Source organism: Brucella sp. HL-2 (assembly GCF_025846885.2).
Classification (GTDB): Bacteria; Pseudomonadota; Alphaproteobacteria; order Rhizobiales; family Rhizobiaceae; genus Brucella; species Brucella quorumnocens.
The window spans coordinates 96,001-121,246 of the sequence record NZ_JAOYTK010000007.1 but is presented as its reverse complement, the minus strand read 5'-3'; the positions used below and the strand labels follow the sequence as shown (position 1 = coordinate 121,246).

Sequence of the window (25,246 nt, the reverse complement as noted above, 5' to 3'; positions counted from 1 at the left end):
TGAGCAGGCATTCCGGACGCGTTCTAAACATTTGTTTTCACGCGCATCTTTGTCCGAAAACCGTTTCACACTTTTCGGGATGCGCTTTTCAGCACGCGTCCGGGCACAAATTTACTGGATCTGGTCTTCTTTGTAATAACCGCTATCGACCAGAACCTGCTTCCAGTTCGACTTGTCGACAATAACCGGCTTGAGCAGATAGGACGGCACAACCTTGACGCCATTGTCATAGGTCTTGGTGTCGTTCACTTCTGGCTCTTTTCCGGTCATCAGCGCATCAACCATATCGACGGTGACTTTGGCGAGTTCGCGGGTGTCCTTGAAGATTGTAGAATTCTGCTCGCCAGCAAGGATCGACTTGACCGAAGGTACTTCAGCATCCTGACCGGAAACCGCAGGCATCGGCATGTCGCCGCTGCCATAGCCAACGCCCTTCAGCGAAGACAGGATACCGATGGAAATGCCGTCGTAAGGCGAAAGCACAGCGTCTAGCTTCTTGTCGGAATAGAAGGCCGAAAGGATTGAATCCATACGTGCCTGAGCCGTCGCACCATCCCAACGCAGGGTTGCTACCTTGTCCATGCCCGTCTGGCCACTGGCAACGACGACCTTGCCGCTGTCGATATATGGCTGCAGAACGGACATAGCGCCGTTGTAGAAGAAGTAGGCATTGTTATCGTCAGGCGAACCACCGAAAAGCTCGATATTGAACGGGCCTTCCTTGTTCTTGAGATCAAGAGCGGTCTCAATGGACTGCGCCTGAAGCACACCGACCTGGAAATTGTCGAAAGTCGCATAATAGGACACGTTTGGCGTGTCGCGGATCAGGCGGTCATACGCGATGACCTTGATGCCTTCTTCATTGGCTTTTGCCAGAACATCGGAAAGCGTGGTGCCGTCGATGGATGCAACCACGAGAACCTTGGCACCTTTGGTGACCATGTTTTCAATCTGTGCAAGCTGGTTCGGCACATCGTCTTCAGCATATTGAAGGTCGGTCTGATAACCGCGCTCCTGAAGCACCTTTACCATGTTGTCGCCGTCCGCAATCCAGCGCGCCGACGACTTGGTTGGCATTGCTACACCCACAAGACCTTTGTCCTCTGCCTGTGCAAAGCCGGTAAAGGCAAAGGCGGCCATCGCCACTGCCAGTGTTAATGATTTTATGCCTGCCATTGTCTCACTCCCAAATTGGGACAGGCTCTATAAGCCTGCCGTTCTCCCAAAATTTCCGCCCCCGCCGTTAGGCCCTGCGGAATTCCTCCAAAACAAGATGCTAAGCCTTCGTTTTTACGCATGTCTTTGTCCCAAAACCGGTTCCCACTTTTGGGAGACATGCTCTAGCCTGCGATCTTGTCCCATGCCTCAACCGCACGCTGCGCGCGTTCACGCACGTCAGCGACCGTCAAACCAGCCTTGTAAAGACTGGAACCAAGCCCGAAACAGCTCACTCCCGCTGCCCGATAAGTCGCAAAATCAACTTCCGAGACGCCACCCACGGCACCCACAGGAATATCCTTCGGCAAGACCGCGCAAATGGCCTTGATGCCGTCAGCACCCAGCACACTTGCCGGGAAAAACTTGAGCGCCGATGCGCCTGCATGAATGGCGCTGAAAGCCTCCGTCGGTGTGAACACTCCGGGCATCGTCACCATGCCATGCTTGGTCGCACGGCGAATGACATCGGGTTCGACATTGGGGCTGACCAGAAGTCGGCCACCAACATCATTGAGCCGATCCACATTCTCGACCGAAAGCACTGTGCCAGCACCAATCAGCACATTGTCTGGCGCGAGTTTCGCAGCCTTTTCAATGGATACAAACGGCTCCGGCGAATTGAGTGGAATTTCAATCGCCTCAAAACCCACCTCGATCAGAGCGGAGACAACACCTTCCGTTTCTTCTGGCCGAATGCCGCGCAGGATTGCCACCAGCGGATAGCGAAGCTTTGGCCATGCGATACGTTCGCTCATCGCGCTCCTCCCGCAAATGCGTGTTTTGCCGCCATAAACAGCCCATCGCGCACCAGCTCATCGGCTTCGATGCGGTTCACTTTCACACCAGTAATCTCAAGCGCAGAAGCATAAAGCGCGCCCATCATGCCGTCGGAAAGCAGCAGAACCTCGCTTGGTTTACCAAACAATGTGCGGCCACCGGCAAGTTCCAATCCGATCAGCAGTCCCGACAGACGTGCAAGCTGATCTGTCGGCTTATAGTTATGCACCAGCCAGCCAGCACGCACCGTAAAGAGCGCATTGGCGATAAGCTCAGGTGTCTCAAGCGAAGCTTTGACACCTGCTGCAAAGGCAGCGCTTGTCAGATCGACCGGCCCAGCTCCTTCAAGCGCACCAGCCAGAACCGACTTGTCTTTCAGGAGTGCAAACAATTCGCCCGTCATGAAAGAGCGGTAATCGTTGAGCTTGCCGTCTGCGATATGTACCCATTTGGCGTGCGTTCCGGGCATCACCACCACGGCATCACGCGTGCCGCGATGCACCAGACCAAGCAGCTTGGTTTCCTCGCCGCGCATTACGTCCGGCGCATCCTCGCTGCGCCGCGCAACACCTGGCAGCATGATGACATGGCGTTTTGCAGGCACCCGGACCGCAGCAGCAACAACGCCTGTCAGCCCCGCAGGCAAGCTCATATAGGGCGCTTCGATCCAGCCGGTCCGCGAACCGGCCATACCGCAGATCACCACCGGCAGATCATCGGGCGCATTGACCTGAGCCAGATGCTGTTCAAGCAGCGTCTCAAAACCCGCTTCTTTGGCGTGCAGCAGCCCGTCATCGCCACGGCTTTCCTTGAGCACAGTGCCATCGACATCCAGCGTCCAGAGGCGAAACCGGGTCGTTCCCCAGTCCGCAACTGCCGCAAATGGCTTCTGAACCTCCGACATCAGTGGTTATCCCGCGGCAGGCCACGCGTATGCGCAATATCCTGATACTTGACCGCGTTTTCGAGAACGGCACCCGTTTCCATCTGACCAACAACCGCGCGCTGGATTTCCTGCCACGGAGTCTGGCTTTCCGGGTATTTGTAGCCGCCCGCAGCTTCCAGAGCTTTGCGACGCTCTGCCAGTTCTTCATCGGAAATCAGAATATCCGCCGTACCACGACCGATATCAATGCGAACCCGATCACCCGTCTTGAGGATGGCAAGGCCACCGCCAGCCGCAGCTTCAGGCGATGCGTTGAGGATCGAAGGCGAACCCGACGTGCCCGACTGGCGACCATCACCGATGCAAGGCAAGGAGCTGATGCCCTTCTTCAAAAGATAGTCAGGCGCGCGCATGTTCACGACTTCTGCGGCACCCGGATAACCGATTGGCCCTGCACCACGCATGAACAGCACGGTATGCTCGTCGATTTCCAGCGACGGATCATCAATGCGGTGATGATAATCTTCCGGGCCGTCAAACACGACAGCCTTGCCTTCAAAGGCATTCGGGTCTTTTTCGTCCGTCAGATAGCGATTGCGGAATTCTTCCGAAATAACGCTGAGCTTCATGATTGCCGACGAGAAGAGATTGCCGCGAAGCACACGGAAACCAGCATGTTTCTTCAATGGATCATCATAAGTCTTGATGACATTGCTGTCTTCAATCGTGGCATTCTTGCAGTTTTCACCGATGGTCTTGCCATTAACAGTGATCGCATCTTCATGAATGAGGCCCTGCCCCATCAGCTGATTGACGACTGCTGGCACACCGCCCGCATGGTAATAATCTTCACCGAGATATTCACCCGCTGGCTGAAGGTTGACCAGAAGTGGAATTTCCTCGCCATATTTCTGCCAGTCATCGACAGTCAGCTCCACGCCAACGTGACGCGCCAAAGCGTTCAAATGGATCGGCGCATTGGTCGAACCACCAATCGCAGAATTGACGCGGATTGCGTTGATGAAGGCTTCCTTCGTCATGATGTCAGTTGGCTTCAGATCTTCATAGACCATCTCAACAATGCGGCGGCCGGTCAGATAGGAAACTTCCTGACGATCACGATAAGGCGCCGGAATTGCCGCCGAACCCGGCAACTGCATGCCGAGTGCTTCGGCAAGCGAATTCATCGTCGTGGCCGTGCCCATCGTATTGCAATAGCCAGTCGATGGGGCCGAAGAAGCAACCAGCTTCACGAACCCCTGATAGTCGATCTCGCCCTTGGCAAGCAACTCGCGTGCCTTCCAGACGATTGTGCCCGAACCGGTACGCTCGCCACGGAACCAGCCATTGAGCATTGGGCCAACCGACAGCGCAATCGCCGGAATATTGACGGTCGCAGCAGCCATCAGGCAGGCAGGTGTAGTCTTGTCACAGCCAATGGTCAGCACAACGCCGTCAAGCGGATAGCCATAAAGCACTTCCACGAGGCCGAGATAAGCAAGGTTACGGTCCAGACCCGCCGTCGGACGCTTACCGGTTTCCTGGATAGGATGAACCGGAAATTCGATCACGATGCCGCCCGCTTCACGCACACCTTCACGAACGCGATTGGCCAGCTCCAGATGATGACGGTTGCACGGTGAAAGGTCAGAGCCCGTCTGCGCAATGCCGATGATCGGTCGACCGGATTGCAGCTCTTCCTGACTGAGACCGTAATTCATGTAACGCTCAAGATAGAGCGCAGTCATGTCGACATTGTCCGGATTATCGAACCATGCGCGCGAGCGGAATCTTGGTGCCTTTGGCGTAACGGGCTTATTCATTTCACTGTCCTGCGTGGGTAAGAGACCGTCGGGCGGTCCCAATTCCTTCGACACCGATCCTCAAAGTCAGATCGGCGTGCTGAATGTTTGTTTCATCGCGCATCTTGTTCCGAAAACCGTTTCACACTTTTCGGGATGCGCTTTAATCTTCAAAAGCTTCAACCACATGCCGCTGCCCCAGAAGGAAGGCATCGGCAACATGGGTCAGAGGTGCCAGGTCAACATCACTCTGCCCTTCGCCAACCAGCTTCACAAAATTCTGGTAAAGGCGCTGATATTCACGATCCGGCTCGGCCATTTTCTCCGTACCTGCGATGGTCAACCGACTACCGCCATGGCTCAACAGCAGCGTTCCTTTATCGGTCTCGACACGAATATCCCATGTCTGCGGACCCGTCTGTCGCCAGTCGAGCTCAAACGAGACCGGCACGCCGCTTTCCGTCTCAAACTTTAGATCAGCAGCAATCGGTGCCGCTCTATTTTCGGGGAAAAACAGGTCGGATTTCGTCAGGAAAAACCTTTCCGGCATAATATGCGTGACAATAGACAGCGCATTGATGCCCGGGTCGAAAACGCCAAGACCGCCTGGCTCCCAGATCCACTGCTGGCCGGGATGCCAATGGCGCACGTCTTCTTTCCACGAAACCGCAACAGACTTGATTGCAGCGTCTTTCAGAAATTCGCGTGCAGGTTCGACGGCTGCGGCTTCGCGCGAATGCCATGTTGCATAAAGCGTCACGCCCTGTTTCTCAGCGAAACGCGTCAGCGCCTGCACTTCCGAAATCGTAGCCCCCGGAGGCTTTTCCAGCATCACATGCTTGCGCGCTTTGAGTGCCGCATAGGCTTGGTTAAAGCGCCCCTGCGGCGGCGTGCAGAGCGAAACGGCATCAATGGTAATGTCCGACGCCAGCAGTTCAGCAATATCGCGGAAAGATGGCAGACCATCGAGACCGGCGTTGCGGCTGGCAACGGCGGCAAGATGAATGCCGTTTACGACTTCAATGGACGGTAGATGCTGGTCGCGCGCAATCTTGCCAAGACCAACAATAGCAAGAGAGATATTGGACTGAGCTGACATCTTACAGCGCCTTCACTGCAACATCTTCGGCTTTCGCCTGTGCCAGTCTGTTGACCAGCGGATAACGGAAAGGCTTTGCCGAAATTTCGAACTGGTCGCCATTTTCCGTCTTCACACCTTCCGAGAAAGACAGTGTCGCCGTGCCGAAGAAATGTACATGAATATCGCCCGGACGACGGAACAGCTCGTACTTGAAATGGTGATGTTCCAGATTGGCAATCGTGTGCGACATGTTCGCTTCGCCCGAAAGGAACGGCTTTTCAAAGATCACCTGATCGCCGCGACGAATCCGTGAAACGCCTTCAACATGATCCGGCAGGTCCCCCACATAAAGCTCCGGCCCCAGCGACGCCTGACGCAGCTTGGAATGCGCGAGCCAGAGATAATTCTGCTTTTCCGTCACATGATCAGAAAACTCATTGGCAAGGCAGAAGCCGAGGCGAAACGGCGTGCCATCTGGCCCAATCAGATAGATGCCTGCGAGTTCCGGTTCTTCACCACCATCTTCGGCAAAAGATGGCGAGACCAATTCACCGCCCGTTTCAACCAGCGCCGAACCATCACCTTTATAGAACCATTCCGGCTGCACGCCGGTTTGGCCGGGCTTTGGCTTGCCGCCTTCAACACCCATCAAAAACATACGCATGGAGTCGGTCGGCTTTTCAGCAGCCTGTGCTGCCTTGTGCATCTTGTCGCGACCGTCAGCAGAACCAAGATGTGTGAGGCCCGTACCTGCAACAATCAGATGTGCTGGATCTTCATGGGTAATCGGCAGGCCAACCTGACCACCTGCAAGTGCTGCATGAATATCGACAGCCTCACCCTTGCCATTATGTTTCACTTGCTCGGCCACCTGCTCGGCAAGACTGATACCTGCAGAAATTGCTGCCCAGGCCAATTCATAAGTTGTTGTTACGCCATTAACGATGTGTGCCGCGCCCTCGTCATCGCAAGCAGCCACACGTGTTTCTCCGCGCGCGTCGCGGAACTGTATCAGACGTAACATTGAACCTCCCAATTTCCGCAAAACCATCGCGGAACATTATCCTGACCGTTCAAAAACACATCCGTGCCATTTGACGGCTCCTTCTTATTAATATGACTATTTTGCCAAACACCGCTTTGTCAAGCAAGCTCGAAGAACTGATCACGCGCCCCGTCGCTACCTTACCGGGAAAGTAGATTTAGCCTATTGATTTTAAATAATTATTCTAAATTATGCACGTTTGTCGCACCTCAATCGCTTACCAGGATTCAGAAATATACTTGCTATAAAGTAATATTATATGCTTCATAATCGCTAAGGCCGGGAGGGCCTTTTATTGGGAGGAACTATTATGAAACGCAGTTTGACGGCCCTGACGGCCGCATTTTCTTTCGCCCTGATTTCGAGTGTATCTGCAGCCTCACTGACGGTCGGCTTTTCGCAGATCGGTTCGGAATCGGGCTGGCGTGCAGCCGAAACCAGCGTCACCAAGCAGGAAGCTGAAAAGCGCGGCCATACATTGAAATTCGCCGACGCACAGCAGAAGCAGGAAAACCAGATCAAGGCCGTTCGCGGCTTCATTGCGCAGGGCGTCGATGCAATCCTGATCGCGCCAGTGGTTGCGACAGGCTGGGATGCGGTGCTGAAGGAAGCCAAGGAAGCAGAAATTCCTGTTGTGCTTCTCGACCGCCAGATCGATGCACCGGAAGATCTCTATCTCACTGCTGTTACCTCCGATCAAGTCCATGAAGGCAAGGTCGCTGGCGAGTGGCTGGTGAAAGACGTGGGCGACAAGCCTTGTTCCGTGGTTGAACTTCAGGGAACCACAGGTTCGTCCCCGGCAATCAACCGTAAAAAGGGCTTCGAAGAAGCTCTTGCCGGCCACGACAATATCAAGATTTCCCGCTCTCAGACCGGCGACTTCACCCGCACCAAGGGCAAGGAAGTCATGGAAAGCTTCATCAAGGCTGAAGGTGGCGGCAAGGATATTTGTGCTGTCTACGCCCATAATGACGACATGGCCGTCGGCGCAATCCAGGCCATCAAAGAAGCAGGTCTAAAGCCAGGCACCGACATCAAGATCGTGTCGATCGATTCCGTGCCGGATATTTTCCAGGCAATGGCCAATGGTGAAGCCAATGCAACGGTTGAGCTGACGCCAAATATGGCTGGCCCGGCATTCGATGCCATCGAAGCTTTCAAAGAAAAGGGCACGGTTCCACCAAAGTGGATCCAGACCGAATCCAAGCTTTATACACAGGCTGACGATCCGAAGGCTGTTTATGAGGCCAAGAAGGGCCTGGGCTACTGATCGCATCATCTTATCCGGGCTGCGCAAGTTGCGTAGCCCGGATAGAACTCGCAAATCAGCAGGCGGAAAAATCATATGGCTCGCTCTGATATCGGCGCAGCGTCAGTAACGGCGACCCCGCTGCTTGAAGCTCGTGGAATAACAAAATCATTTTTCGGCGTCACAGCGCTTGATCATGTCGACTTTGCTCTTGCGACAGGTGAAATCCACGCTTTGCTTGGGGAAAACGGCGCAGGGAAATCGACGCTCATCAAGATATTGACTGGCGCTTATCACAATTTTGACGGCGCGATACTGCTTGAAGGCCAGTCGATCGCCCCCGCATCCGTCACCGACGCGCAAAAACTTGGCATCGGCACAGTCTATCAGGAAGTCAATCTTCTCGAAAACCTCACAGTCGCCGAAAACCTTTTTCTTGGCCGGCAACCAAGTCGGTTCGGCTTTGTTGATCGCCGTCAGATGGAACGCGATGCAGCAGCACTTCTATCACGCTATGGACTGACGATTGAGGTCAGCGCACCACTTTCAGCCTATTCCGTCGCTATACGACAGATCATCGCCATCGCCCGCGCCGTCGATCTTTCGGGCAAGGTTCTCGTATTGGATGAACCGACCGCCAGTCTTGACGCGCGTGAGGTCGATATGCTGTTCGGCGTGTTGCGGCAATTGAAAGCTGAAGGTCTCGGCATCATCGTCATCACCCACTTTTTGGATCAAGTCTATGCTATCGCCGATTGCGCCACCGTCTTGCGCAATGGACGGTTGGTTGGCAGCCGCAATCTTTCCGAATTACCACGCACCGACCTCATTTCCATGATGCTCGGCCATCAACTGCAAGAGACCGTGCGCAGACAACTCACCGAAGAAGTGAGCGACGACACCGCCGCACCCATTCGATTTTCGGATTTTGGCAAAAAAGGCAGCGTTGTGCCTTTCAATCTTGTGATCAAGCCGGGCGAAGCGGTCGGTATTGCCGGATTGCTCGGCTCAGGACGCACCGAAACCGCACTTCTCATGTTCGGTGTAGATCAAGCCGACAGCGGCACACTGACGGTAGACGGCAAAGAGACAAAACTGCCTACACCTGTGGCGGCTATCGCTGAACGCTTCGCCTTTTGCCCAGAGGAACGTAAAACGGATGGCATCATCGGCGACTTTTCGGTTGCTGAAAACATTGCCCTCGCCGTGCAAGCAAAACGGGGCTGGTCAAAGCCTATTTCCTCCCGCGAAAAAGCAGCTCTCGCCCAGCGCTATATCAAGGCGCTCGATATTCGCCCGCCTGATCCCAACAAACCAATCAAATTTTTGTCCGGCGGCAACCAGCAAAAAGCCATTCTGGCCCGCTGGCTCGCTACCGATCCGCGCCTTTTGATCCTCGATGAACCGACGCGCGGCATCGACATCGGCGCACATGCGGAAATTCTGAAACTGATCGGCGAACTCTGTACTGAAGGCATGTCACTCGTCATCATCTCTTCGGAATTTGAAGAGCTGGCTGCTGTCGCCAATCGTGTCATCGTGCTTTCCGACCGTCGCCATGTCGCAGAACTCAAAGGCGAAGAAATCACCGCCGACAATATTGTTCGCGCAATTGCCGAGACCGGTCATGTCAGCGAAAAGGAAGCTGCAGCATGATCGCTCGCCTGCTCAAAAAACTTAAAAGACTAGCGCCCCAGCTCGCCGCGCTTGTGGCAATTCTTGCTGCAAACACGATCATATCGCCGGGATTTCTGGATATTTCATTTCAAAATGGGCGTCTCTATGGAAGTCTGATTGACATTCTGGTGCGTGCTGCACCCGTGGCCATTCTGGCCATCGGCATGACGCTGGTGATTGCCACACGTGGCATTGATCTATCCGTGGGAGCCGTAATGGCGATAAGCGGCGCATGTGCTGCGTCGTTGGTCGTCTCAGGCTATCCGCTGGCAATTGTCATTCCGGTCGCATTGGGCGTTGGCCTGCTCTGCGGATTGTGGAATGGGTTTCTGGTTGCAGTTTTCGATATTCAGCCCATCATCGCGACGCTCATCTTAATGGTCGCGGGGCGTGGCATTGCGCAGCTCATCACCGAAGGCGCGATCCTCACTTTCAATAATGATGCCTTTGCGGCGCTTGGTTCGGGCTCGCTGCTTGGTGTGCCCATTCCGGTGCTGATCTGGCTACTTGCTGGTATCGTCGTTGGCTTTGCAGTGCGTTCAAGTGCGCTTGGATTCCTCATCGAGGCGACCGGCATCAATCGCCGCGCAGCCATGCTGGCAGGTGTTAAAGCGCGCTTTCTTCTATTCAGTGTCTATGCGGTTTCAGGCGCAGGTGCAGCGCTCGCAGGTCTGATCGCAACCGCCGATATTCGCGGTGCAGATGCCAACAATGCAGGCCTCTGGCTTGAACTCGACGCCATTCTGGCAGTCGTTATCGGCGGCACCTCGCTTAATGGTGGTCGTTTCTCGATCATGGCCTCACTGCTTGGCGCACTGATTATCCAGTCGATCAATACAGGCATTCTGATGGCGGGCTTCCCGCCGGAATTCAACCTGATCATCAAGGCGGGCATCATCATTGTCGTACTGACATTCCAGTCACCGGCAATTGTCAATCTGATCGCCTTCCTGCGTACTGAGCGCAAAGGCAATGCAGCCAAAACAACACATCAAAACCAGCAGGGAGCACAATGATGAGAGTGCTTCGCAATCTTCCATTCCTGACAACCGTGGCCATTTTTCTACTCGCTTATGCGATCTGCGTCATCCAGTTTCCGAACATGCTTTCAACGCGGGTTATCGGAAATCTTCTCACAGATAATGCCTTTCTTGGCATTGCCGCAGTCGGCATGACATTTGTCATCATCTCCGGCGGCATCGACCTTTCAGTCGGATCGGTTATCGCTTTCACCAGCGTTTTTGTGGCTGTCCTTGTCGGCCAGTTGGGTGTGCACCCTCTAGTGGCTTTTGGATTGGTGCTGGTGCTTGCTGCCCTCTTCGGTGCGTGGATGGGCATGATGATCCATTTTCTGGGTATTCCGCCCTTTGTGGCGACGCTTGCAGGTATGTTTCTAGCGCGTGGCGCAGCCTTCCTCATCTCGACACAATCCGTGCCGATTTCGCACCCCTTCCTCGATACGCTTCAGGGGCTTTATTTCCGGCTTCCGGGCGGAGGCAGACTGACATTCATTGCAATGGTGATGCTGTCCGTCTTCATAATCGGCGGTATTATCGCGCATCGCACGCGCTTTGGTGCTAATATTTATGCACTCGGCGGCAATCAGCAATCAGCCGAACTGATGGGGGTTCCCGTTGGCCGCACAACAATCGGCATCTATACGATGTCCGGTGTGCTTTCGGGTCTCGCTGGCATTGTCTATACGCTCTACACGTCTTCTGGCTATTCGCTGGCAACCGTCGGTGTAGAACTCGATGCTATCGCTTCGGTGGTAATCGGTGGAACGCTTCTGACCGGTGGCGCAGGTCTTGTAGCAGGTACTTTCGTCGGGATTCTGATCCAAGGCCTGATACAGACCTATATTGTTTTCGATGGAACGCTGTCTTCCTGGTGGACGAAAATCGCAATCGGTATATTGCTGTTCCTGTTCATAGCACTACAGCGTGGACTTGTTTGGTTTGCTGATATGAGATTAGCACGCCAACGTATGAAGGAGGCCTGAGTTGGGATTGCTGGAAACGGCTATAACAGGGCGTAAACGACATAACAGCCATTCGGTTGTCGTGGGTGAGCTCGGTCGCGGCATCGTCGCGGGAACCATCCCCGAAGGCTCAATCCTGCCCGGCGACAACGAGCTTTCGTTGCGATTTGGAGTTTCCCGCACTGTTCTGCGTGAAGCGATGAAGACCCTTGCCGCAAAGCGGTTGATTGAAGCCAAGGCAAAGGTAGGCACCCGCGTTTTAGGTCGAGCAAGCTGGAACTTCTTCGATCCCGATGTGCTGACATGGCGTTTTGACGCTGGCTTTGACGAAGTCTTCGTCGACCATCTAGCTGAAATGCGCATGGCGCTTGAACCTGCTGCCGCCGCTGCCGCCGCACAAAATGCGACCAGCGAAGAACTCGTCGAACTCTATGCCCTGGCTGCGAAATTCGACGATCCCGCACACACACCAGAATCGATTGCCAAGGTCGATCTCGAATTTCATCTCGCTATTGCGCGCATGTCTGGCAATCCGTTCATGCGTTCGGTCAGTGGGCTGATCGAGGCAGCTCTCGCCATCTCGTTCCAGCTATCCTCGCCCGCAGCTTCCCCCGAAGGCATTGCGGAATGCGCCGCTAATCATCTGCGTATCGCTCATGCCATTGCGTCACGTGACCGCCAGAAAGCGCGCGCAGCTATGGAGAGTGTGATCACACTTGGCGTCGAACGCATCCGCGTCGCGATCTAAACCACTGGTCAGGATACCTTCAGATCAAATTTCGGATCGCCGCGCAACGTATTGCTGACGGTGCAGATTTCTTCGGCCATCTCCGCAAGACGATGCTTCTCGCCTTCGGTCAGCTCGCCATCAAAATGGAATGTTATATCGAATCGTTCGATCCGTGACGGCCCCTCATGTGCCTTGTCACCTTTTACTTCCACCCGAACATTGGTGAGCTTTTCACGCAATTCGAGCTTGGTAGCAGCAATCCGCGCACTCAGCGCCATGCAGGCAGCAACCGACGCATAAATCAGGTCAAGCGGGTTAAACCCCGCCTGACTGACGCTGGTGACAATCTCCACCGTGCCGCCTGTCGGCGTGGTGATCGTTGGAAGCTTACCATGCGGCATTTCCGCGACCGCCCCGGTCTCACGGGTCCTGACCTTCAGTTCACTCATGGCTGAACTCTCCTGTATTCGATACCGCGTGCAAGCCAGCAGCTGACACTCACATCTGATATTCCACCTTTAGCATCGCGGCGGAAAACGAGTTTCCATTCACCAGGCGACGGCGCATCCAGCGAGCGCTGAACCGGTAACAGCCAGACATCCGTCCCGACACTATAAAGCGGATACATGTCGCTCTTGCCCAGAAAACCTTCGAAAGCACCATAGATCGCACCACCTTCGGCAACGAGCAAAAGATCGGCATCCAGCTCATCGCTGTGATAGCGGCCAACGATGTCCTGCCTGGCTTCGCCCTTGATGCGGTTCATCGTCAGACGCAGATTCTCGTCGTCGCGTGAAAGCTCGATCACGTCGCCATCGCGCTTAATTGTCGTCACGGACGAGCGAGCCTCATTCACGCCCACCACATCCATCATTTCTGGCCCGGTGCCAAAACGTGCTTTGATCAGACCGGGTCCTGCATCCTCAAGGCTCAGAACAAGGTCTGTTTCCGGACACAACCATGAACCGAACCAGGCCGCACCCGCTTCGACGCGCTGTGGTTCGGACGTCGATGCGCCCAAAGCAATATTCATCAATTTGAAGGCAACGTCCGAGGCACCGCCCTCGAAGTTAAACATGGCAATCGTTGATAACCGCTCATCAGCGCAATGCCAGCGCTGGCAGCGCCAACCACGCAACGCTCCGCCATGGCCGGTTAGCCTTTTGCCGCCCGCTTCCTCAAATTTGAGGCCGAAACCATAAGGTGCATTTGTACCGTCGCTGAATGTTTGCGGTCCGCTCAGGCGGCAATAAATACTGCTCTCATCGTCCCGCGTTGCATCAATGAACTTCTCCCACGCGATCATGTCATCAAGGGATGCGCAGATACCCGCGTCACCCGTCCAGTGAAGGCGATTGATTGCGGGCAGAAAGCCGCGAACCGTGTCGCCCTCATATCCGGTACATTCAGTGAAAAGCGCTGTATCCGGGATCAATTCGGCTGTCTTCATGCCCGCAGGCTCAAAAATGCGTTCGGACAAAAGCTCGACCAGCGAGCGTCCGGTATGGGCTTCAATCAAATCTGCCAGAATACGGAAATTACCGTTGCAGTAGGAATAGTGCGAACCGGGTTCAAAATGCGTGGTTTTCAACCGTCGCAGCAGGCTTTGTGCCTGTTCAGGCAAGAATACGGCTTCAGGATCCGCACCGCACAAAACCGTCAGCGCCCAATAATCGCGCAAACCAGACTGGTTATTGCAAAGTTCACGCGTGCTCGGGCGCTCTTCTTCGAACTTGTCGAGATAGGCTGCTAAGGCATCATCCAGCAGTTCTGGTTCACCAATAGCGTCAAGCAACACGCCACAAGTGAACTGCTTGCTGATCGAGCAAATCGGCATCCGCGTTTCTGCGGTCATCACTTGCCGCGTCGCAAGATCGGCAAAGCCCCACGCGTGCCGCAAAACAACCTCGCCGTCCTTGACGACGGCTACGACGCCGCCGGGGCCTTTGTAGTTTTGGGGAATGTTGCGAACAAAGGCTTCAATGGCGGACGTATCAAACTTGGACATGATCGACTCAAGACTCACAAAAAATCAATGCGTGACAAGACGCATCATTTTAAGCGATCTATCAAGGCCATAGCCGCGTGTGGATTATGCGCCTTATGGCCGCTGATGACATAGAGATAGACATCGCGGGCCACATTATCGGGCATTGGCGGCTTTATTGTTTTAAGACTATCGGGCACATGTCCAACCGCAATTGCCTTGGCCCGCTCCGCCCAATGATCAAGTTCGGCTTCACTATAACCGAGAAGCTTGTTTTCCTCTGTGCCCATAATGCGCAGATAGGCAAAGGGTGCTGTCATATCGGCGATTTCGACAAATTTACTGTCGCCCGCAATCACAACCGCCACACCATATTCGCGCAGAAGTGCGATGAAATCCGGCGAATTGAAACTCTCGTGACGAACTTCCACAGCATGACGCAGATCGCGCCCATCGGCCCGCTTCGGCAGAAGCTTGAGAAATGCCTCAAAGTCGACAGGATCGAATTTCTTCGTTCCCATGAACTGCCAGTTGATGACACCAAGCTTGTATTTCAGCTCTAGAAGACCACCATTTATAAACTTCTCGATGCCCTCGCCTGCTTCAGCCAGCACCCGTCGGTTGGTAGAAAAACGCGGTGCCTTCAGCGAGAAAACAAAGTCACCAGGCGTTTCATCATGCCACTTGGCAAAAGTCGTAGGCTTCTGCGGGCCATAATAAGTGCTGTTGATTTCGATGGAAGTCAGCTTGCTCGAAGCATACTCGAGCTGGCGCTTTTTGGAGAGCTTTTCCGGATAGAAACTCTTGTCCCACTCCTCAAAAGCCCAGCCACCGATACCCACACGGATTTTGCCTGAGTTTTTTTGGCTCATCATATCCATACCTCCGCGACATGAGTTCATGAGCGTTGCTCATGATGTTTAAGCTGTATTCATATCGTTCGCTATGCTGTTATCAATAGGCTTTACTGGAGGAGTAAACAAATGTCGGAAACAAAAGATCCGATCGTCATCGCCAGTGCGGTGCGAACACCGATCGGAAGTTTTCAGGGAGCGCTCAAGGGGGAGAGTGCAACAGCACTGGGCGCTGTCACAATCAAGGAAGCTGTCCACCGAGCCAGCCTCAATCCGGATCAGATCGACGAAGTGCTTATGGGCTGTGTATTGCCGGCAGGGCTGGGACAGGCCCCCGGACGTCAAGCCTCAATTCATGCTGGTCTCCCGCAGGCTGTGCCGTGCTCGACTATCAACAAGGTTTGCGGATCAGGCATGAAAACAGTCATGCTGGGCGCTGATCTCATTACGGCAGGAAGCGCGGAAATCGTTGTTGCGGGCGGCATGGAAAGCATGACCAATGCACCTTATCTGCTTGAAAAGGCACGCGGTGGCTATCGCATGGGCCACGGCAAAATCTACGATCATATGTTCCTCGACGGCCTTGAAGACGCCTATGACAAAGGCCGTGCCATGGGAACTTTTGCGGAAGAAACCGCAGACCATTATCAGTTTACCCGCCAACAGCAGGATGAGTTTGCTCTGCGCTCACTCTCGCGCGCACTCAAGGCTACTGAAGCGGGCTATTTTGCGAAAGAGCTGGTCAATGTTGCGGAGCTTGACCGCGACGAACAACCGACCCGCGCAAAGCCTGAAAAGATACCAAACCTCAAGCCTGCCTTCCGCGAAGGCGGCACGATCACTGCTGCTAATTCTTCCTCAATTTCGGATGGCGGGGCCGCCCTCACCCTGATGCGGCTATCCAAAGCTGAAAAGCTTGGCATAGAACCGCTTGCCATTATTCGTGGTCATGCAAGTCAGGCACAACAGCCAGCCCTTTTCACCACGGCCCCGATTTTTGCGATGAGGAAACTCTTCGACAAAACCGGCTGGAATGTACGCGACGTCGATTTGTTTGAAATCAATGAAGCTTTCGCCGTTGTTGTTATGGCTGCAATGCAGGAACTCGACCTCCCCGCCGACAAGGTGAATATCCATGGCGGTGCCTGCGCTATGGGCCATCCGATTGGCTGCTCTGGCGCACGCATCATCGTCACGCTGCTTCATGCCATGAAGCAGAACGACCTCAAGCGTGGCATGGCTTCAGTCTGTATCGGCGGCGGTGAAGCGACAGCCATTGCACTTGAAACGTTGTGAGGGGGAAAAATGGATATTGAAGGAAAAATCGCCATCGTCAGTGGTGGCGCATCGGGTCTTGGCGCCGCAACGGCACAGGCCTTGGCGGCCAAAGGCGCGAAAGTTGCAATCCTCGATTTCAACATCGATGGTGCAAATGTGGTGGCAGCCGGGATTGGCGGCATCGCAATTCAATGCGACGTTTCTGATGCGGCAAGTGCCGAAGCTGCCTTTAAGACAATCGGTGAAAAGCTCGGATCACCGCAGATTCTGGTCAATTGTGCGGGCGTAGCGCCAGCAAAGAAAATGTTGGCGCGCGATGGCAGCGTCATGCCGCTCGATGATTTCCGTCGCGCCGTTGAAATCAACCTGATCGGCTCGTTCAATCTGCTGCGGCTGTTTGCAGACGCCGCATCCAAAAGCGAAGCCTTGCCAACCGGCGAGCGCGGCGTTGTCATAAATACCGCTTCTGTTGCAGCTTATGATGGTCAGATTGGCCAGACGGCCTATGCAGCGTCTAAAGGCGGCATTGTCGGCCTGACACTACCTGCTGCGCGTGAACTTGCACCACTCGGCATTCGCGTGTGCGCCATTGCACCCGGTATTTTTGAAACCCCCATGCTCAAAGGCCTGCCGCAACCTGCACAGGATGCGCTCGGTCAGATGGTTCCTTTTCCCCCGCGTCTGGGTCGGCCAGACGAATATGCAGCCCTCGCGATGCATATTATCGAAAACAGCATGCTCAACGGCGAAACCATCAGACTCGATGGTGCGCTGCGTATGCCTCCAAAATAGAGCGCATGCGCGCCAAAGCCGTTCAGATACTTTGAGAGTAGGGAAATGCACAAATCCACAAACAACAGCAACATGCGAACCGGTGGCCAGATACTGGTAGATGCTCTGGGCATTCATGGCGTCGACCGCGTTTTCTGCGTGCCGGGTGAAAGCTATCTTGCAGCACTCGATGCCTTTCACGACGTCAGTGACGAGATTGACTTAATTGTCTGTCGACAGGAAGGCGGAGCAGCCTATATGGCCGATGCCTATGGCAAGCTGACCGGCAAACCCGGCATCTGCTTTGTCACACGTGGCCCCGGCGCGACGAATGCTTCCGTCGGCGTTCATACAGCTTTTCAGGATTCCACGCCGATGCTTCTGTTCATCGGACAGGTCGCAAGCGATCAGGTGGAACGCGAAGCATTTCAGGAAGTTGATTATCGCCGTATGTTCGGTCAGATGGCCAAATGGGTGGTGCAGATCGATGATGCCGCCCGCATTCCGGAACTGGTCAGTCAGGCTTTCCACCGCGCGGTCAACGGACGCCCCGGCCCTGTTGTGATTGCACTCCCCGAAGATATGCTGACATCGCATGCAACCGTCGCTGATGCACCCGCTTACAAGCATGTCGAGATGCATCCGGGAAGCGATCAGTTACAGGACATGAAATCGCTGCTCGAAAAGGCCGAACGACCACTGATGATCGTCGGTGGCGGCGGCTGGAATGCGCAAGCGGTTCGCGACCTGCAAACATTCGCGGAAAACATGTCGCTGCCTGTTGCAGCATCCTTCCGTTGTCAGGATATGTTCGACAATACCCACCCGCTTTATGCCGGTGAAATGGGAACATCGATCAGCCCTAAACTCGCAGCCCGCGTCAAAGATTCGGATCTTTTGCTGGTCGTAGGCGCACGCCTTGGTGAAATGACCACGCAAGGCTATGAGCTGGTCAATATTCCTGTGCCAAAGCAGAAGCTCATCCATATTCATCCCGGTGCGGAAGAACTTGGCCGTGTCTATCATGCTGATATTCCGATCAATGCCAGCATGACCACCTTCACCAAAGCAGCTTCCAAACTTGAACCTATCGCCAATCCCGGTTTCAAAGCATGGGTTGAAAGCGCCAATGCCGATTATCGCGACAATCTGAAAACACCGACAATTCCCGGTGATGTTCAGATGGGCGAGATCATGGAATGGCTGCGCGCGCATCTGCCGAAAGACACCATCATCACCAATGGTGCAGGCAATTATTCGGCTTGGCCGCACCGCTTCTATCAGTACCGCACCTATCGCAGCCAGTTAGCGCCGACCAACGGCTCGATGGGCTATGGCGTGCCTGCAGCAGTTTCTGCCAAGCTGACGGCACCGGAGCGAACCGTCGTCTGTTTTGCTGGTGACGGCTGTTTTCTGATGAACGGTCAGGAACTCGCAACGGCTGCGCAATATGGTGCCAATGCGATTTTCATCGTCGTCAATAACGGCATGTATGGCACCATCCGCATGCATCAGGAACGTACCTATCCGGGTCGCGTTTCCGGTACTGGCCTTGCAAATCCTGACTTTGCAGCGCTTGCCCGAGCCTATGGCCTGCATGGGGAAACGGTGGAAAAAACCGCAGATTTTGCGGAAGCCTTCAAGCGGTGCGAGCAATCTGGCAAACCCGCTTTGATTGAAATCCGCATCGATCCGGAAGCTCTTTCACCTAAAATGACCCTGAGCCAAATGCGCGAACAGGGGTTAGCCAAACAGAGATAGCGACTCTCTTTGCTTTCAACTTCAAGCCGGGTTTTTTCGATCATGAAAACCCGGTCAAGCCATGTTCAGGTCAATTCAATCCATTTAAATGCGGAGATTCCCCCTGGAATTAGGAGGAATCACCGCGATGTCGAGCGTAGAACCGTCCCAAATCCGGCCAATGCAACTTTAGTTGGGATGAATACAATTTAGGGTAGACATTCCCGCACAAGTCGCAGATAACCCGCCCGGGTTGCAAACGGGAGGGTAAATTGCGAACACTTAATCTATTCATTATTGGCTTTGGCTTCAGCGCACTTGTCATCACCTGCATTTACGCCATTGGCGGCGGGCTGATCTAACTCACATTCTGGATCGAAGCAGATCCTCACCCAGAAAGCTTGCTGAGGCTTCGCGTACCGCACCAAGCATAAAATCGCTGATCACTCTGATACGCGGCGCGGCCATGACATCAACATGGCAATTCATCCAATACTCGCGTTCAAGATGCATTTCTCTAGGTAGTACCGACACCAGCTCTGGGTGCAGGCTGGCAATGTAATAAGGCAGAACACAAAGCCCATAGCCGGTCAGTGTCGCTGTCAGTTGTGCGTGAATGCTTGAGCTTTGATAGCTGCAGCGCTGCCCGGGCAATATTTCGCGCATGTAATCAAGGCCAGGTGTGAACACCATATCGTCGATATAGCCAATGAATGGATGCCCCGTCAGATCTTCACGCGACTTGATCGGCGGATGCGCGTTGAGATAATCACGATGACCATAGATGAACAGTCGATAAGGCGTGAGACGTTCACTGTGATAGGGGCCAGTACGCGGCATATGCAGTGTGATGGATAATTCCGCTTCGCGGCGCGAGAGTGACATGATCTGCTGGATCGTGACCACTTCGACGGACAGGCTCGGATAGGACTGCGCGAGTACCGGCAGGCGATCGGCCAAAAAGAAGTTGCCGAAACCTTCAAGCGTGGAAAGCCGCACCACGCCGGAAAGCGCGGATAGATTGCCCGTTGCTTCTGTGCGAAATTTCATGGCCTCACGTTCCATGATCTCCGCTGGCTCGACAAGCCGCTCACCCACAGGTGTCAAAAGATAACCACGCGGGTTTCTCTCGAAGAGCTTGGTTGCTAACGACTGCTCCAACCGATCAATCCGGCGCAGAACCGTGACATGGCTTGTCCGCAATTGTCTCGCCGCTGTCGAAAGCTGGCCTGTCCGCGCGACAGCCAGAAAATATTGCAGGTCGTCCCAGGTAAATTGACGCAACTTTTCCTCCCTGCCTCTGTCTGTACATTTTCGTACAGACTGTGTTCAAAAATTGTTGTTCGTGTACGCATTTGTCAATGCTACCGTACTAATTAATTGCCCGAATGGAGGAACAAATCGGGCGGAGGCAAGGAGAGAAAATGGCCAGGAGGAAGGCCATAAGCCCGATCTAAAAGGCATTTTACTGGAGGTTACTGCCCGATTTCTCGTGGTGGTTTATGGACTTATTGGGAGGAGCACTGAATGAAACTTTTCGCACTTGCAACGGCTGCGCTTTTTGCTGCAACCGCAATTTCATCCGCAGCAGAAATATCGGACGGCAAGGTCAAGATCGGCATCCTTAACGACCAATCCGGCGTCTATGCCGACTTCGGCGGCAAGTGGTCATTCGAAGCTGCAAAGATGGCTGCAGAAGATTTCGGTGGCAAGGTGCTCGATGCACCGATTGAAATCATCACCGCCGACCACCAGAACAAACCGGACGTTGCCGCAAATATCGCCCGTCAGTGGTACGACACCGAACAGGTGGATGCCATCATGGAGCTGACCAGTTCCTCAGTCGGTCTGGCCGTTCAGGCGCTCTCCAAAGACAAGAAGAAAATCACTATCAATACGGGTGCCGCGACATCAGAACTCACAGGAAAGCAATGCACGCCTTATGGTTTCCACTGGGCCTATGACACTCACGCGCTGGCGGTCGGCACCGGCGGTTCGCTCGTCGAGCAGGGCGGCGATACCTGGTACTTCCTGACGGCCGACTATGCATTTGGCTATTCGCTGGAAGAACAGACGTCGAAGTTCGTTGAATCCAAGGGTGGTAAAGTTCTCGGTTCCGTTCGCCATCCATTGAGCACCACCGACTATTCCTCGTTCCTGTTGCAGGCCCAGTCGTCAGGCGCCAAGGTCGTTGGCCTCGCCAATGCCGGTCTCGATACATCCAACGCGATCAAGCAGGCTGCGGAATTTGGTATCGTTGCAGGTGGTCAGCGTCTTGCGGCGTTGCTCTTCACATTAGCGGAAGTTCACGGACTTGGTCTTGAAGCTGCCCAGGGACTAACCCTCACCGAAGGTTTCTATTGGGATCGTGACGATGAATCGCGCGAGTTCAGCAAGCGCTTTTTCGATCGCACCGGTCGTATGCCAAACATGATCCAGGCAGGCACTTACTCAGCTGTGCTTCAGTATCTGAAAGCCATCAAGGAAGCAGGCACAGACGAGACAGAAGCTGTCGCCAAGAAGCTTCATGAAATGCCGGTCAATGACGTCTTCGCCCGCAACGGCAAGGTCGGCGCCAATGGCCGCATGATCTACGACATGTATCTCATGGAAGTGAAAAAGCCTGACGAAAGCAAGGCACCATGGGACTACTATAAGGTGCTGGCCACCATCCCCGGCGATCAGGCTTATCTGAAGCCTGAAGAAAGCGGCTGCCCTCTGGTCACGCAGTAAGGGTGTAATTTAATGGCAATTAACACTCAAACCGGTACGGCCCTGCGTGAAGCAGGGCCAGATGTGGTGCAAACGCCTGCTCAGACCGTTCTCTCGGCACGTGGATTGGGCAAGTCGTTTGGCGGCTTTCATGCGGTGAAGAATGTCGATCTTGATGTGGAGCACGCCCGCGTTCATGCCCTGATCGGACCGAATGGCGCAGGCAAGACGACCGTTTTCAACCTGCTCACCAAATTCCTCCAGCCGACAAGCGGCGAGATTACACTTCTGGGCGAAAACATCACCAAAACCAACCCCGCCAAGGTGGCGCGGATGGGTCTGGTGCGCTCGTTTCAAATTTCCGCAACCTTCCCCCATCTGACGGTACTTGAAAACGTCAAGGTCGCGCTTCAACGCCCGAGTGGTCTGGCAACACAGTTCTGGCGGTCACTATCTGTACTCGATCAGCTCGATGCAAGAGCGATTGATCTTCTTGAGCGCGTCGGTTTGGCTGATGCCCGTCATGCGCTGGCCGCCGATCTTTCTTATGGCCGCAAGCGCGCGCTTGAAATCGCCACCACACTGGCGCTCGATCCGAAAGTATTGCTGTTGGATGAGCCGATGGCCGGCATGGGGCACGAAGACGTGCACATAATTGCCGCCCTCATCACCGATGTAGCGAAGGATCGCGCGGTGCTGATGGTCGAACACAATCTCAAAGTGGTGGCTGACATCGCCCATCACGTCACGGTGTTGCAACGCGGCGAGATCCTCGCATCGGGCAATTATGCCACCGTCTCCCAAGACGAGCGCGTCCGCACCGCTTACATGGGAACTGAACATGAATAGAGGCCAACCTCTGCTTTCGGTGCGCGGGCTCAATGCCTGGTATGGCGAAAGCCATGCGCTTCACGGCGTCGATCTTGATATCTGGAGTGGTGAAACCATCACGCTTTTAGGTCGTAACGGCGTCGGCAAAACCACAACATTGCGCGCGATCATGGGCATCATTCGCAAGCGCACGGGTACGATCACGCTTGATGGCAAAGACCTTTTGCGCGTGCCGCTGCATCGCATTGCCCGGACAGGTCTTGGCTTCGTGCCAGAAGAGCGCGGTATTTTCGCAACGCTGAATGTGCATGAAAACCTGCTGCTTCCGCCGGTTGTCGCCAAGGGCGGCGGGGCAATGTCGCTTGATGAAATTTATGAGCTCTTCCCCAATCTCTACGAGCGTCGCAACAGCCCCGGCACCAAGCTATCGGGCGGTGAACAGCAGATGCTGGCGATTGCGCGGATCTTGCGCACTGGCGTCAAAGTTTTGTTGCTAGATGAGCCGACTGAGGGGCTTGCGCCCGTCATCATCCAACGCATCGGCGATGTGCTGGTGGAGCTGAAGAAGCGAGGCATGACGGTACTTCTGGTCGAGCAGAACTTTCGCTTTGCCGCCAAGGTCGCGGACCGCTTCTATCTGATGGATCATGGTGTGGTGACGGAAAACTTCCCCACCACTGAGCTGCCTGCCCGCATGGCAGAACTCACGCAAGCCTTGGGGGTCTGAAACAATGACAATGATCTTCGGTATCCCTGTGCAGGCACTTCTCGGGCAGTTGCTCGTGGGCCTTATCAATGGGTCCTTCTATGCAATCCTGAGCCTTGGCCTCGCCATCATCTTCGGGCTTTTGCGCATCATCAATTTCGCTCATGGCGCACAATATATGCTTGGCGCATTTGTGGGCTATCTGCTGTTGAGCGGCCTAGGCATCGGCTATTGGCCAGCACTTATTCTCGCTCCACTGATCGTGGGTCTGGGCGGCGCTATCATCGAGCGCGTTGCCCTTTCAAGGCTCTATAATCTCGATCCGCTTTATGGCCTGCTGTTTACTTTTGGTCTGGCGCTCGTGATCGAAGGCACCTTCCGCTATTATTATGGTGCTGCCGGTCAGCCCTATGCCGTCCCGCCATCGCTTGCCGGAGGCAATAATCTGGGCTTCATGTTCCTGCCCAACTATCGCGCATGGGTGGTGGTGGCCTCGCTCATTGTCTGTATTGGCACATGGCTCTTGATTGAGAAGACCAAGCTTGGCGCCTATCTTCGCGCCGCGACCGAAAACCCCACACTGGTCAAAGCCTTCGGCATCAATGTGCCGCTGCTTCTCACCTTCACCTATGCTCTGGGTGCAGCCCTTGCTGGCTTTGCCGGAATTCTGGCCGCTCCAATATATCAGGTCAGCCCGTTGATGGGGTCGAACATTATCATCGTGGTCTTTGCCGTGGTTGTGGTCGGTGGCATGGGTTCGATCCTTGGCGCGATCATCACAGGCTATGTGCTGGGGCTGGCCGAAGGTCTGACCAAGGTCTTCTATCCTGAAGCCTCCAGCATCGTCATCTTCGTTATCATGGCTATCGTCCTTCTGGTGCGACCCGCCGGACTGTTCGGGAAGGAGGCCTGATATGACTGATACTGCTCTCAAAGCAACGACGGCAAATCATCAGGCAAAAGCGCCGGCCCTCAACAGCCTTTCGGCAGTCGTTCTGGCGATTGCCATTGCTGGATTGATCGTAGCACCCTTCATGGTCTATCCGATCTTCCTGATGAAGATGCTGTGCTTTGCGCTCTTTGCCTCCGCATTCAATCTGCTGCTCGGCTATACCGGCATTCTATCATTTGGCCATGCAGCCTTCTTTGGCGGTGCTGCCTATGTGACGGCTCATGCGGTCAAGGAATGGGGTGTAACGCCCGAAATCGGCATTCTGCTTGGTATGCTGACAGCCGCAGGTCTCGGCCTCATCATCGGCTATCTCGCCATCCGTCGTCAGGGCATCTATTCAACGATGATCACGCTGGCGCTGGCGCAGATGTTCTTCTTCTTCTGTCTGCAGGCAGCCTTTACACACGGCGAAGATGGCCTTCAGGGTGTGCCGCGCGGCTATCTCTTTGGCTTCATCGACCTTAATCAGCCCATGAATATGTATTATTTTGTGCTGGCTGTGTTTGTGATCGGGGTCTTTGCGATCTGGCGCATTATCAATTCGCCTTTCGGCATGATCCTCAAATCAGTGCGCGAAAACGAGAACCGCGCCGTATCGCTGGGCTATTCCGTCAATCACTACAAGCTTGCAGCCTTTGTCATGTCGGCAGCGCTTGCAGGCCTTGCAGGCGGCATGAAGGCACTTGTCTTCCAGTTTGCCACACTCACCGATGTGGGCTGGCAGATGTCGGGCGAAGTGATCCTGATGACGCTGCTTGGCGGCATCGGAACGCTGATCGGCCCTATCGTCGGCGCAGCCTTCGTGGTCGCTCTTCAGAACTATCTCGCAACCTCGGACTTCCCCGTGACAATCGTCACTGGTGTCATCTTCATGGCCTGCGTTCTGCTCTTCCGTAGAGGCATCGTAGGCGAGTTCTATGCATCGCGGCTTGGAAAGAAATTGTTCGGATAACCGACGGAGCCGCATGT

General features: G+C 54.5%; 23 protein-coding genes. 13 read left to right on the top strand and 10 right to left on the bottom strand.

Annotated elements, in window-relative coordinates:
* Nucleotides 1–111: 111 nt before the first annotated feature.
* The 6 genes from chvE to araD1 all read right to left on the bottom strand — a co-directional run bounded on the left by chvE (nucleotide 112) and on the right by araD1 (nucleotide 6,788).
* Entirely contained in the window at nucleotides 112–1,176 is a 1,065-nt protein-coding gene (gene chvE / locus OIV19_RS11400; RefSeq protein WP_095447192.1) for a multiple monosaccharide ABC transporter substrate-binding protein, read from the bottom strand.
* Nucleotides 1,177–1,340: 164 nt separating this feature from the next.
* A complete protein-coding gene (locus OIV19_RS11395) occupies nucleotides 1,341–1,973 on the bottom strand; it encodes a 2-dehydro-3-deoxy-6-phosphogalactonate aldolase (RefSeq protein ID WP_264231694.1) in 633 nt (210 codons plus the stop codon).
* Complete coding sequence (locus tag OIV19_RS11390; protein WP_264231693.1) at nucleotides 1,970–2,899, bottom strand: 2-dehydro-3-deoxygalactonokinase; 930 nt, start codon at nucleotides 2,897–2,899, stop codon at nucleotides 1,970–1,972. The genes OIV19_RS11395 and OIV19_RS11390 overlap by 4 nt, the downstream gene beginning before the upstream one ends.
* A complete protein-coding gene (locus tag OIV19_RS11385; protein ID WP_095447195.1) occupies nucleotides 2,899–4,704 on the bottom strand; it encodes an IlvD/Edd family dehydratase in 1,806 nt (601 codons plus the stop codon). The genes OIV19_RS11390 and OIV19_RS11385 overlap by 1 nt, the downstream gene beginning before the upstream one ends.
* Before the next feature lie 142 nt (nucleotides 4,705–4,846).
* Nucleotides 4,847–5,782, bottom strand: a complete 936-nt coding sequence (locus OIV19_RS11380) for a Gfo/Idh/MocA family protein (protein ID WP_264231692.1) — start codon at nucleotides 5,780–5,782, stop codon at nucleotides 4,847–4,849.
* Between the two features lies 1 nt (nucleotide 5,783).
* Entirely contained in the window at nucleotides 5,784–6,788 is a 1,005-nt protein-coding gene (araD1, locus tag OIV19_RS11375) for an AraD1 family protein (protein ID WP_264231691.1), read from the bottom strand.
* A gap of 331 nt (nucleotides 6,789–7,119) precedes the next feature.
* Here araD1 and ytfQ point away from each other — a divergent pair, with 331 nt between their 5' ends.
* The 5 genes from ytfQ (at nucleotide 7,120) to OIV19_RS11350 (ending at nucleotide 12,464) form a co-directional block, all read left to right on the top strand.
* Entirely contained in the window at nucleotides 7,120–8,079 is a 960-nt protein-coding gene (ytfQ, locus tag OIV19_RS11370; RefSeq protein WP_095447198.1) for a galactofuranose ABC transporter, galactofuranose-binding protein YtfQ, read from the top strand.
* A 75-nt stretch (nucleotides 8,080–8,154) separates the two neighbouring features.
* Entirely contained in the window at nucleotides 8,155–9,714 is a 1,560-nt protein-coding gene (locus tag OIV19_RS11365; RefSeq protein ID WP_264231690.1) for a sugar ABC transporter ATP-binding protein, read from the top strand.
* Entirely contained in the window at nucleotides 9,711–10,751 is a 1,041-nt protein-coding gene (locus OIV19_RS11360; RefSeq protein WP_264231689.1) for an ABC transporter permease, read from the top strand. The genes OIV19_RS11365 and OIV19_RS11360 overlap by 4 nt, the downstream gene beginning before the upstream one ends.
* Nucleotides 10,751–11,737, top strand: a complete 987-nt coding sequence (yjfF, locus tag OIV19_RS11355; RefSeq protein ID WP_095447201.1) for a galactofuranose ABC transporter, permease protein YjfF — start codon at nucleotides 10,751–10,753, stop codon at nucleotides 11,735–11,737. Before OIV19_RS11360 ends, yjfF begins: the two co-directional genes overlap by 1 nt.
* 1 nt (nucleotide 11,738) lies before the next feature.
* Nucleotides 11,739–12,464, top strand: coding sequence for a FadR/GntR family transcriptional regulator (locus OIV19_RS11350; RefSeq protein WP_095447202.1), 726 nt, complete (start codon nucleotides 11,739–11,741; stop codon nucleotides 12,462–12,464).
* 8 nt (nucleotides 12,465–12,472) lie between these two features.
* Here the strand turns inward: OIV19_RS11350 and OIV19_RS11345 are convergent, their stop codons facing one another.
* Genes OIV19_RS11345 through OIV19_RS11335 form a run of 3 tightly spaced genes read right to left on the bottom strand, consistent with a single transcriptional unit; the run spans nucleotide 12,473 to nucleotide 15,305 of the window.
* A complete protein-coding gene (locus OIV19_RS11345; protein WP_095447203.1) occupies nucleotides 12,473–12,895 on the bottom strand; it encodes an OsmC family protein in 423 nt (140 codons plus the stop codon).
* A complete protein-coding gene (locus OIV19_RS11340; protein WP_264231688.1) occupies nucleotides 12,892–14,454 on the bottom strand; it encodes a D-aminopeptidase in 1,563 nt (520 codons plus the stop codon). Before OIV19_RS11340 ends, OIV19_RS11345 begins: the two co-directional genes overlap by 4 nt.
* Nucleotides 14,455–14,498: 44 nt before the next feature.
* Nucleotides 14,499–15,305, bottom strand: coding sequence for a DUF72 domain-containing protein (locus OIV19_RS11335; RefSeq protein ID WP_264231709.1), 807 nt, complete (start codon nucleotides 15,303–15,305; stop codon nucleotides 14,499–14,501).
* A gap of 111 nt (nucleotides 15,306–15,416) precedes the next feature.
* Here OIV19_RS11335 and OIV19_RS11330 point away from each other — a divergent pair, with 111 nt between their 5' ends.
* Genes OIV19_RS11330 through OIV19_RS11320 form a run of 3 tightly spaced genes read left to right on the top strand, consistent with a single transcriptional unit; the run spans nucleotide 15,417 to nucleotide 19,097 of the window.
* Entirely contained in the window at nucleotides 15,417–16,583 is a 1,167-nt protein-coding gene (locus tag OIV19_RS11330; protein WP_264231687.1) for an acetyl-CoA C-acyltransferase, read from the top strand.
* 9 nt (nucleotides 16,584–16,592) lie between these two features.
* Entirely contained in the window at nucleotides 16,593–17,357 is a 765-nt protein-coding gene (locus OIV19_RS11325) for an SDR family oxidoreductase (protein ID WP_264231686.1), read from the top strand.
* Nucleotides 17,358–17,402: 45 nt separating this feature from the next.
* Nucleotides 17,403–19,097 (top strand): thiamine pyrophosphate-binding protein, encoded by a 1,695-nt coding sequence (locus tag OIV19_RS11320; RefSeq protein ID WP_264231685.1) that lies wholly within the window; start codon nucleotides 17,403–17,405, stop codon nucleotides 19,095–19,097.
* Between the two features lie 342 nt (nucleotides 19,098–19,439).
* Here OIV19_RS11320 and OIV19_RS11315 read toward each other — a convergent pair whose 3' ends face one another.
* The gene (locus OIV19_RS11315) at nucleotides 19,440–20,360 is read right to left on the bottom strand and encodes a LysR family transcriptional regulator (RefSeq protein WP_095447208.1); all 921 of its coding nucleotides are present in this window, start codon (nucleotides 20,358–20,360) and stop codon (nucleotides 19,440–19,442) included.
* A gap of 243 nt (nucleotides 20,361–20,603) precedes the next feature.
* Here OIV19_RS11315 and OIV19_RS11310 point away from each other — a divergent pair, with 243 nt between their 5' ends.
* The 5 genes from OIV19_RS11310 to OIV19_RS11290 are packed head-to-tail and all read left to right on the top strand — an operon-like array spanning nucleotide 20,604 to nucleotide 25,229.
* Nucleotides 20,604–21,809 (top strand): ABC transporter substrate-binding protein, encoded by a 1,206-nt coding sequence (locus tag OIV19_RS11310; protein WP_095447210.1) that lies wholly within the window; start codon nucleotides 20,604–20,606, stop codon nucleotides 21,807–21,809.
* A gap of 12 nt (nucleotides 21,810–21,821) precedes the next feature.
* Nucleotides 21,822–22,637, top strand: a complete 816-nt coding sequence (locus tag OIV19_RS11305) for an ABC transporter ATP-binding protein (RefSeq protein WP_210318388.1) — start codon at nucleotides 21,822–21,824, stop codon at nucleotides 22,635–22,637.
* Nucleotides 22,630–23,346, top strand: a complete 717-nt coding sequence (locus OIV19_RS11300) for an ABC transporter ATP-binding protein (protein ID WP_095447211.1) — start codon at nucleotides 22,630–22,632, stop codon at nucleotides 23,344–23,346. Before OIV19_RS11305 ends, OIV19_RS11300 begins: the two co-directional genes overlap by 8 nt.
* A gap of 4 nt (nucleotides 23,347–23,350) precedes the next feature.
* Nucleotides 23,351–24,238: a branched-chain amino acid ABC transporter permease gene (locus tag OIV19_RS11295; protein WP_094577908.1), complete on the top strand. Its 888-nt coding sequence runs from the start codon at nucleotides 23,351–23,353 to the stop codon at nucleotides 24,236–24,238.
* 1 nt (nucleotide 24,239) lies between these two features.
* Nucleotides 24,240–25,229 carry a branched-chain amino acid ABC transporter permease gene (locus tag OIV19_RS11290; RefSeq protein WP_095447212.1) on the top strand — a complete coding sequence of 330 codons (990 nt, stop codon included), beginning with the start codon at nucleotides 24,240–24,242 and terminating at the stop codon, nucleotides 25,227–25,229.
* Nucleotides 25,230–25,246: the final 17 nt, after the last annotated feature.

Coding starts and splice junctions, on each gene's coding strand:
- OIV19_RS11380 (WP_264231692.1), bottom strand. CDS start 5,782: ATGTCAGCTCAGTCCAATATCTCTCTTGCTATTGTTGGTCTTGGCAAG.
- chvE (WP_095447192.1), bottom strand. CDS start 1,176: ATGGCAGGCATAAAATCATTAACACTGGCAGTGGCGATGGCCGCCTTT.
- OIV19_RS11385 (WP_095447195.1), bottom strand. CDS start 4,704: ATGAATAAGCCCGTTACGCCAAAGGCACCAAGATTCCGCTCGCGCGCA.
- OIV19_RS11305 (WP_210318388.1), top strand. CDS start 21,822: ATGGCAATTAACACTCAAACCGGTACGGCCCTGCGTGAAGCAGGGCCA.
- araD1 (WP_264231691.1), bottom strand. CDS start 6,788: ATGTTACGTCTGATACAGTTCCGCGACGCGCGCGGAGAAACACGTGTG.
- OIV19_RS11320 (WP_264231685.1), top strand. CDS start 17,403: ATGCACAAATCCACAAACAACAGCAACATGCGAACCGGTGGCCAGATA.
- OIV19_RS11310 (WP_095447210.1), top strand. CDS start 20,604: ATGAAACTTTTCGCACTTGCAACGGCTGCGCTTTTTGCTGCAACCGCA.
- OIV19_RS11345 (WP_095447203.1), bottom strand. CDS start 12,895: ATGAGTGAACTGAAGGTCAGGACCCGTGAGACCGGGGCGGTCGCGGAA.
- OIV19_RS11365 (WP_264231690.1), top strand. CDS start 8,155: ATGGCTCGCTCTGATATCGGCGCAGCGTCAGTAACGGCGACCCCGCTG.
- ytfQ (WP_095447198.1), top strand. CDS start 7,120: ATGAAACGCAGTTTGACGGCCCTGACGGCCGCATTTTCTTTCGCCCTG.
- OIV19_RS11300 (WP_095447211.1), top strand. CDS start 22,630: ATGAATAGAGGCCAACCTCTGCTTTCGGTGCGCGGGCTCAATGCCTGG.
- OIV19_RS11390 (WP_264231693.1), bottom strand. CDS start 2,899: ATGTCGGAGGTTCAGAAGCCATTTGCGGCAGTTGCGGACTGGGGAACG.
- OIV19_RS11340 (WP_264231688.1), bottom strand. CDS start 14,454: ATGTCCAAGTTTGATACGTCCGCCATTGAAGCCTTTGTTCGCAACATT.
- OIV19_RS11290 (WP_095447212.1), top strand. CDS start 24,240: ATGACTGATACTGCTCTCAAAGCAACGACGGCAAATCATCAGGCAAAA.
- OIV19_RS11330 (WP_264231687.1), top strand. CDS start 15,417: ATGTCGGAAACAAAAGATCCGATCGTCATCGCCAGTGCGGTGCGAACA.
- OIV19_RS11335 (WP_264231709.1), bottom strand. CDS start 15,305: ATGAGCCAAAAAAACTCAGGCAAAATCCGTGTGGGTATCGGTGGCTGG.
- OIV19_RS11325 (WP_264231686.1), top strand. CDS start 16,593: ATGGATATTGAAGGAAAAATCGCCATCGTCAGTGGTGGCGCATCGGGT.
- OIV19_RS11395 (WP_264231694.1), bottom strand. CDS start 1,973: ATGAGCGAACGTATCGCATGGCCAAAGCTTCGCTATCCGCTGGTGGCA.
- OIV19_RS11295 (WP_094577908.1), top strand. CDS start 23,351: ATGACAATGATCTTCGGTATCCCTGTGCAGGCACTTCTCGGGCAGTTG.
- OIV19_RS11360 (WP_264231689.1), top strand. CDS start 9,711: ATGATCGCTCGCCTGCTCAAAAAACTTAAAAGACTAGCGCCCCAGCTC.
- yjfF (WP_095447201.1), top strand. CDS start 10,751: ATGAGAGTGCTTCGCAATCTTCCATTCCTGACAACCGTGGCCATTTTT.